General features: G+C 73.7%; 9 protein-coding genes. 7 read left to right on the top strand and 2 right to left on the bottom strand.

What is annotated here, in order from left to right:
• The first annotated feature begins 155 nt into the window (after nucleotides 1-155).
• The 3 genes from AB0I21_RS52865 (at nucleotide 156) to AB0I21_RS52855 (ending at nucleotide 2,139) form a co-directional block, all read left to right on the top strand.
• Nucleotides 156-848, top strand: coding sequence for a UbiA prenyltransferase family protein (locus AB0I21_RS52865; RefSeq protein ID WP_360572913.1), 693 nt, complete (start codon nucleotides 156-158; stop codon nucleotides 846-848).
• A 371-nt stretch (nucleotides 849-1,219) separates the two neighbouring features.
• Nucleotides 1,220-1,624 (top strand): hypothetical protein, encoded by a 405-nt coding sequence (locus tag AB0I21_RS52860; RefSeq protein ID WP_360572911.1) that lies wholly within the window; start codon nucleotides 1,220-1,222, stop codon nucleotides 1,622-1,624.
• Nucleotides 1,625-1,668: 44 nt separating this feature from the next.
• Nucleotides 1,669-2,139, top strand: coding sequence for a DinB family protein (locus AB0I21_RS52855; protein WP_360572909.1), 471 nt, complete (start codon nucleotides 1,669-1,671; stop codon nucleotides 2,137-2,139).
• Nucleotides 2,140-2,144: 5 nt separating this feature from the next.
• Here AB0I21_RS52855 and AB0I21_RS52850 read toward each other — a convergent pair whose 3' ends face one another.
• Nucleotides 2,145-2,633 carry a DUF5997 family protein gene (locus AB0I21_RS52850; protein WP_360572907.1) on the bottom strand — a complete coding sequence of 163 codons (489 nt, stop codon included), beginning with the start codon at nucleotides 2,631-2,633 and terminating at the stop codon, nucleotides 2,145-2,147.
• A 23-nt stretch (nucleotides 2,634-2,656) separates the two neighbouring features.
• Between AB0I21_RS52850 and AB0I21_RS52845 the strand changes: the two genes are divergently transcribed.
• Genes AB0I21_RS52845 through AB0I21_RS52830 form a run of 4 tightly spaced genes read left to right on the top strand, consistent with a single transcriptional unit; the run spans nucleotide 2,657 to nucleotide 5,597 of the window.
• Nucleotides 2,657-3,319 (top strand): LysR family transcriptional regulator substrate-binding protein, encoded by a 663-nt coding sequence (locus AB0I21_RS52845; RefSeq protein WP_360572905.1) that lies wholly within the window; start codon nucleotides 2,657-2,659, stop codon nucleotides 3,317-3,319.
• Nucleotides 3,316-3,786 carry an aminoglycoside adenylyltransferase gene (locus AB0I21_RS52840; RefSeq protein WP_360572903.1) on the top strand — a complete coding sequence of 157 codons (471 nt, stop codon included), beginning with the start codon at nucleotides 3,316-3,318 and terminating at the stop codon, nucleotides 3,784-3,786. The genes AB0I21_RS52845 and AB0I21_RS52840 overlap by 4 nt, the downstream gene beginning before the upstream one ends.
• A complete protein-coding gene (locus AB0I21_RS52835; protein WP_360572901.1) occupies nucleotides 3,783-4,622 on the top strand; it encodes a DUF72 domain-containing protein in 840 nt (279 codons plus the stop codon). Before AB0I21_RS52840 ends, AB0I21_RS52835 begins: the two co-directional genes overlap by 4 nt.
• 45 nt (nucleotides 4,623-4,667) lie before the next feature.
• On the top strand, nucleotides 4,668-5,597 hold the full coding sequence (locus AB0I21_RS52830) for an SDR family NAD(P)-dependent oxidoreductase (RefSeq protein ID WP_360572899.1): 930 nt from the start codon (nucleotides 4,668-4,670) through the stop codon (nucleotides 5,595-5,597).
• A gap of 61 nt (nucleotides 5,598-5,658) precedes the next feature.
• Here AB0I21_RS52830 and AB0I21_RS52825 read toward each other — a convergent pair whose 3' ends face one another.
• On the bottom strand, nucleotides 5,659-6,432 hold the full coding sequence (locus AB0I21_RS52825) for a hypothetical protein (RefSeq protein ID WP_360572897.1): 774 nt from the start codon (nucleotides 6,430-6,432) through the stop codon (nucleotides 5,659-5,661).
• Nucleotides 6,433-6,464 lie beyond the last annotated feature (32 nt).

Below are 6,464 nucleotides of genomic sequence, written 5' to 3'. Positions count from 1 at the left end.
CGCGGAGGGGCTCTCCGTGATCGCCTGTGGAGGCGGTGTAAGACCTCAACGAGAGTCCTCTCGGACGGGGCAGTCGTCGGTGAAGCAGGAACCCCAGCGGGCGACCGCTGGAATCCCCCGTTTGTAGGCGTGGGGAGGATGTCAACTGGGGCGCCGTGCTGGCCCAGAACGACCTGCAGGACCTGCGCAGCGACCGCGACAACCCGCGCAAGGCCACGGCCCCACTGGTCACCGGAGCGGTCTCCGCCAGGCGTTTGCGGGTGTGGTACCGGTGGCTGGCGGTCACCTGCGTCGCGGCCGCCCTGTACGTGGGGCCGCTGTTCGTGCTCGGCGTCGCCGGGGTGCTGCTGCTCGGCTGGGCGTACAGCGTGCCGCCGCTGCGGCTGAAGACCCGGCCTGGCTGGGACGTCGCGGTCAACGCGCTGGTCGTCGGGGTCGTGTCGCCGGCCGCGGGCTGGGCGATCACCCGGCCGCCGTGGGAGTTCCCGTGGCAGTTCGGGCTGATCGGCCTGCTCTTCGCCGCCGCCCTGTACGTGCCGACCACCGTCACCGACCTGGCCGCCGACACGGGCGCGGGCGACACGACGTTCGCCGTGCGGTTCGGGCCGCGGTCCGCGCACCGGCTCGGCGTCGCGCTGTGGGCGGCGGCGCTGGCGTTCTGCGTGCTGCTGGCATGGCTGGACGTGCTGGTGCCGCGCTCGACCCTCGTGCCGCAGCTGCTGATGACACCGGTCCTGCTCGCCGCCTACGCGGTCCTGACCCGCCGCCCCACTATTACCAAGATGGCCGTGGTGTCGATCCTGTTCGGCATCCCGACGGTCGGCTTCGCGCTCGCGTACATCGGCTGAAGCGAGTCTGCGACTGGGGCGGGCGCTGGACGCGCTCGGCTGGAGCTCGGCCGTCCACAGTGGAGGGGGCGCGGCCGCGGCGCTGGCCCGCCTGGCCGCCGCGGTGAAGGACGGCCCGGTGTGGGCGGGGCCGCTGGAGATGGGTCACCTGCGGCACCAGCCCGAGATGACCGGGCCGGTCGGCGCCGACCACTTCGTCGTCGTCCTCGACGTGGACGGCGAGCGGGTCCTGGTCCACGACCCGCACGGCCACCCGTACGCGCAGGTGCCGGTCGCCGACTTCATGGCGGCCTGGCGGGCGGAGACGGTGGACTACGGCGAGCCGTACACCATGCGCACCGGCTTCACGAAGGTCGCCGACGTGACCGACGTTGACGCGATCCGCGCCGTCATCCCCACCGCCGTCGAGTGGCTGGGGGGCGCGGGCCGGCGCCGGCATGCCGCCCGGCAGCCTCGCCAACGCCGAGGCCGCGCTGCGGTGCGCCGACCTCGTCGCGGCCGGCGCCGGCGGCGGGCTGTGCGAGCACCTCATCCACTTCGCGATCCGGGTCGGCGCCCGCCGGCTCAGCGACACCGCCGACTGCCTGCGCCTGGCCGGCTACCCGGACGCGGCGGGGATCGCCGCCGGCCAGGCCCGCCTCGTCGGCGCCCTGCAACACCCGATGGTCACCGGCGACCTGCCCGCGGCCGCCGCCCTGCTGCGCGCGCTCGCCCCGACCTACGACCGGCTCCGCGCGGCGCTCACGGAACCCCGGACGACCGGGACGCCGCTATGATCTTGTGACGTGACGTCGTTCCCGTGCCGCCTGGAGGTCGTGTGATGACCGGTTTTCACGACCCGATGCGGGTGCAGCTGGAGACGTTCGTCGACGAGCACCGCGAGGCGCTCGCCGCGTGCCTCGACGGGCTCACCGAGGAGCAGGCGCGCCGGTCGCTGGTGCGGTCCCGCACGACGCTGCTCGGGCTGGTGAAGCACGTCACGTTCGTCGAGAAGGTGTGGTTCGACGAGGCGGTCACCGGCCGGCCCCGGGCCGAGATCGGGATCCCGGAAACACCCGACGAGAGTTTCGTCCTCGACGACACGGACACCATCGCCACCGTGCGCGAGGCGTTCCGGGAGACCTGCGCGGCCTCCCGGCGGGCGACGGCGGGGCTCGACCTGGACGACCTGCTGCCCGGCAACCGCCGGGGGCCGCTGCCGCTGCGCTGGGTCTACCTGCACGTGCTGCGCGAGCTGGCCCAGCACTGCGGCCACGCCGATATCCTGCGCGAGCAGCTGCTGGACGCGTAGCGGCGCTACCGGCCGCGGCGCGCGGCGGCGGCCTTCCTCGGAGCGGGCTTCTTCGCCGCCGTCTTCTTCGCGGGCGCTGCCTTCTTCGCCGCGGGCGCCTTCGGCTGAGCGGGCGCGGCGGCGGCCTCTTCGCGGGCGGCCTGCAGGCGGCGCTCCTCGCGCTTGTTCTCCGCGTGGATCTCGCGCTCCTTGACCAGCCACTCCGGCGGGTCCGCGGCGAGGGCGGCGATCTGCGCGGTCGTGAGCGGGTCGGTGATGCCCCCACGCGCCAGCCCGCTGTTGGACACCCGCAGGCGGGCCGCGACCACGTTGCGCGGGTGCGGGCCGTCCTTGCGCAGGTCGGCGAGCCACTGCGGGGGGTTGCGCTGCAGCTCGTCGAGCTCCTCGCGGGACACCATCCCGTCCTGGAACTCCTGCGGGGTCGCGGGCAGATACACGTCGAGCTTCAGCGCCGCCGTGGCGGGCTTCATCACCTGGGACTTCTTCGGGCTCACGCGGCCAAGGGTACCCTGGCCGGATGCCCACGCCGTTTCGCCTGCTCGTCGTCCCGGGGGTGACCGTGGACAAGTGGACCCGTCTGTGGGCCGAGCGGCTGCCCGACGTGGAGCTGCTGGTCGAGCCCGTCCCGGCCCGGGACGCGCCGGGGCTGCTGCTCGACGGTGCCGACGCGGGGCTGGTCCGCCTGCCGGTCGATCCGGACGCGTTCCATGCCATCCCGCTGTACACCGAGACCACCGTCGTGGTCGTCCCGAAGGACCACCTGCTCACCGCGGGTGAGGAGCTGACCGTCGCCGACCTGGCCGACGAGACCCTCCTGAGCCCGCTCGACGACACCCTGACCTGGCCGTCGATGCCTGCGGCGGTGCTGGCGGAGCGGCCGGAGACGACGGCCGCCGCGGTCGAATGGGTCGCGTCTTCGGCAGGTGTACTGGTGGTGCCGCAGTCCCTCGCCCGCGCCCACCATCGCAAGGACCTGACGTACCGCGTGCTGACCGACGCCCCGACGTCATCCGTGGGGCTGGCCTGGGTCCGCGACCGCCACACCGACCTGGTCGAGGAGATGATCGGCATCGTGCGTGGCCGCACCGCCAACAGCACCCGCGGCCGCGCTCCGGAGCAACCCGCCAGGAGAAGGCCCGCCAGGCCGCAGCCGGGCGCCAAGGCCCGCAAGCGGCGATGAACGAGGCCCAGGTGCACGAGGTGCTCGACGCCCTCGAGGCGGCCGGCTGCCCGCACTGGATCTCCGGCGGCTGGGGCATCGACGCCCTGGTCGGCCGGCAGACGAGGGAGCACCGGGACCTCGACCTCGCCGTCGACGCCGCCCAGGAGGCCGCGGCGCTGCGGGCCCTCGAGGCGCTCGGCTACCGGGTCGAGACCGACTGGCGCCCCGTCCGCGTCGAGGTCGCCGGCCCCGGCGGCGGGTATGTCGACCTGCACCCGGTGGCCTTCACCGAAGACGGTGAAGGACGGCAGGAGGGGCTCGACGGCGGCTGGTTCGACTACCCGCGCGCCGACCTCACCATCGGCACGATCGGCGGCCGGGCCGTGCCGTGCATCTCGAAGCGGCTGCAGCGGGTCTTCCATCAGGGCTACGAGCCCCGCGAGGTCGACCGGGCGGACCTGCGGCAGCTGGGGGACTGCCCGTGAAGCTGCACGTGGGGTGCGCGATGTGGACGCACAAGGCGTGGCAGTGGCCGGGGAAGGAGCGGCTCAAGGCGTACGCCGAGCGGTGCACCGCGGTCGAGGGCAACACCACGTTCTACGCCACACCGGCCAGGGACACCGTCGAGACGTGGGCGCGGCAGACCGGGCCGGACTTCCGGTTCGTGGTGAAGCTGCCGAAGCGGGTCACCCACGAGCGGCGCCTCACCGACGCCGGCACCGACGTGCGCGCGTTCCTCGACGCGATCGAGCCGCTGGGCCCTCGCACCCACGCCGTGTGGATCCAGCTGCCCGCGTCGTTCGGGCCGGGGGACGTGCCGGTGCTGGAGCGCTTCCTGCGCCGGATGCCGCCGTCGCTGCGGTGCGCCGTGGAGGTCCGTCACCTGGACTTCTTCGCCGACCGGGCGGCGGCCCGCGAGCTGGAGACGGCCCTGGAGACGGTGGCGGCGGAGTGGGTGCCGTTCGACACGACCGCGTTCTTCACCAGCCCGCCGACCAGCGACGCCGAGCGCGACGCGTGGACGAAGAAGCCGCGGGTGCCGCGGCGGACCAGAGCGCTGACCGGGACACCGATCGTGCGGTACCTCGGCCGCGACGACCCGGACCGGACGGTCGACGGCTGGCAGGCCTGGCTCGACGTCGTCACGGGCTGGCTGCGGGAGGGCCGGTCGCCGACGGTCTTCGTACACACGCCGGACAACGCCGACGCGCCCGCCCTCGCCCGCCGCTTCCACGACCAGGTCAGGGCCCGCCTGCCGCAGCTCGCACCGCTGCCGGAGCCCGGGCCGGCCGAGGACGACGGGCCCCTCACCCTGTTCTGAGGACGACTTGCCTTCGAGCGCGCTCGAAGGCGCAGGGTGGGAGGTATGAACGCGAACTATGGAGCGAAGACCACCGCCGCCGAGGTGATCGACGGCGTCGACCTGCGCGGACGGACCGCGATCGTGACCGGCGGCGCGTCGGGCATCGGCACCGAGACGACCAGGGCGCTCGCCGCCGCCGGCGCCCGGGTGATCGTCGCCGTCCGGGACGTCGCGAAGGCCAGGGGCGTCGTCGAGGCGGAGTTCGCCGAGCTCGACCTGGCGTCGATCCGGTCGGTGGACGCGTTCGCCGCGACGATCAGCGGCCCGGTGCACATCCTGGTCAACAACGCCGGTGTGATGGCGGCGCCGTTCGCGCAGACCGCCGATGGGTTCGAGCTGCAGTTCGGCACCAACCACCTCGGCCACTTCGCGCTCGTCCAGGGGCTGCTGCCGCGGCTGCTGGAGGGCGCCGCGCAGGCCGGCGAGGCGCGGGTCGTGTCGGTGAGCTCCGCCGGGCACCACCGCAGCGACGTACATCTCGACGACCCGAACTTCCGCGACCGCCCGTACGACCGCTGGCAGGCCTACGGCCAGTCGAAGACCGCCAACGTGCTGCTCGCCGTCGAGCTGGACCGCCGGCACGCCGGCGACGGGATCGTGGCGAACGCGCTGCACCCGGGCGGCATCCTGACGCCGTTGCAGCGGCACCTGAGCGTCGAGGAGCAGGTCGAGCTCGGCTGGATCGACGAGCAGGGCCGGCCGCTGCAGGACTTCAAGACGACCGGGCAGGGCGCGGCGACCTCGGTCTACGCGGCGGTGTCGCCGGACCTGGCCAAGCGGGGCGGGCAGTACCTCGAGGACTGCGCGGTCGCCGCGGAGTACGGCGGCAGCGGGCCGTTCCGCGGGTACATGCCGTACGCCCGGGACCCGAAGCGCGCCGCCGAGCTGTGGGAGCGCAGCGAGGACTGGGCCGGGCAGGCCCGCAAGGGATGACGTGAGGCACCGGCCCCGGCGGCGCGGTGTCGCCGGGGCCGGTGCGGTCAGGAGGGACCTCTCAGTAGAGGTCGGTGGTGCTGGCGCCGCCGAAGCCCGGCGCGGTCACGGTCAGCCGGGTGGCGTTGATGGTGCGCTGGTCGGGCATCGTGACCCGGCCGGTGCCCTCGTGCGCCGGCAGCGTGTACGTCCAGTACCGCGGCGTCTGCACCCGCTCGTGGGTGCCGGGGATCGTGTACCAGACCCAGTAGTCCCAGCGGACCGTGAAGCCGGTCTCGCCGATGACGTTGTCGTCGAACGAGATCATCCACTGCTGGCCGTTGTGGAACGACACGATGTTCGAGATGGCCGGCGCGTTGTAGGTGCGGCAGCCGAGCTGCGGGTTGCCCGTGGGGGTGGCGCCGGACGGCGTCACGTTGATGGCGTAGGCGCAGACGGTGTGCGAGCCGTGCTTCGCCGGGATCACCGCTTCGTAGCCGCGGTACGCCCCGAAGTACGGGTACACGGCCGCGACGTCCGCCCGGTAGGTGTTCGCGACGGTCGAGCCGGCGTACGTGCCGTCGATGTACACGTGGACCTGCAGCGACGCGGCGGTGTCGCCGTCGGCGGCCCAGCCTTCGACGCGGACGCCGTTGCCGGTGAACGTGACTGCGTCGAGGGCGCCGCGGGGCGGGGTGTCGATCGGGCCGGGGTCCGGGTCAGGGTCCTGGTCGCCGCACGCGGGCGGCGGCACCGGTTGGTCGCACAGCGGCGTGGCGTGCGCCGCCCCGGGCACGGCTATGGCGCCGGCCAGGGCGAGCAGCGCCGCCGCGGCGGCTCTGGTCAAGGACTTCATCGAATACTCCGTGGTTGTAGCGGAGGACCATC

Source organism: Dactylosporangium sp. NPDC050588, assembly GCF_040654975.1.
GTDB classification, from domain to species: Bacteria; Actinomycetota; Actinomycetes; order Mycobacteriales; family Micromonosporaceae; genus Dactylosporangium; species Dactylosporangium maewongense.
The sequence above is the reverse complement of the archived record's forward strand: the minus strand, read 5'-3'. Positions and strand labels throughout refer to the sequence as shown.